Origin of the sequence: Haematobacter missouriensis (assembly GCF_000740775.1) — a bacterium.
Taxonomy (GTDB): Bacteria; Pseudomonadota; Alphaproteobacteria; order Rhodobacterales; family Rhodobacteraceae; genus Haematobacter; species Haematobacter missouriensis.
The window spans coordinates 1-314 of the sequence record NZ_JFGS01000134.1 but is presented as its reverse complement, the minus strand read 5'-3'; the positions used below and the strand labels follow the sequence as shown (position 1 = coordinate 314).

The window sequence follows — 314 nt, the reverse complement described above, 5'->3', positions numbered from 1 at the left end:
CCGAGTTCACCGAGGTGCTGCTGGACGCCAGGGTGAAGATCTCCATGGATGGGCGCGGGCGCTGGATCGACAACCGGATGATCGAACGGCTGTGGAGATCGCTCAAATACGAATGCGTCTGCCTGAATGCCTTCGAGACTGGATCAGAAGCACGCAAGGGGATCGGCGCCTGGATCAGCTATTACAATGAAAAACGCCCGCACTCATCACACCGATTGCTGACGCCAGACGAGGCCTATGATACCTCGGATCAGAACCTGAAAGCCGCCGCCTGACATGATACCCATGCTATAGCTTAGCTGAGCGGCAAACTG

1 protein-coding gene is annotated in these 314 nt (G+C 56.7%); it reads left to right on the top strand.

The genetic code is table 11. The features are described from left to right. Positions 1-275: integrase core domain-containing protein (locus CG51_RS18980; RefSeq protein WP_035747750.1), on the top strand; the 275-nt coding region annotated here is incomplete at its 5' end. Positions 276-314: the final 39 nt, after the last annotated feature.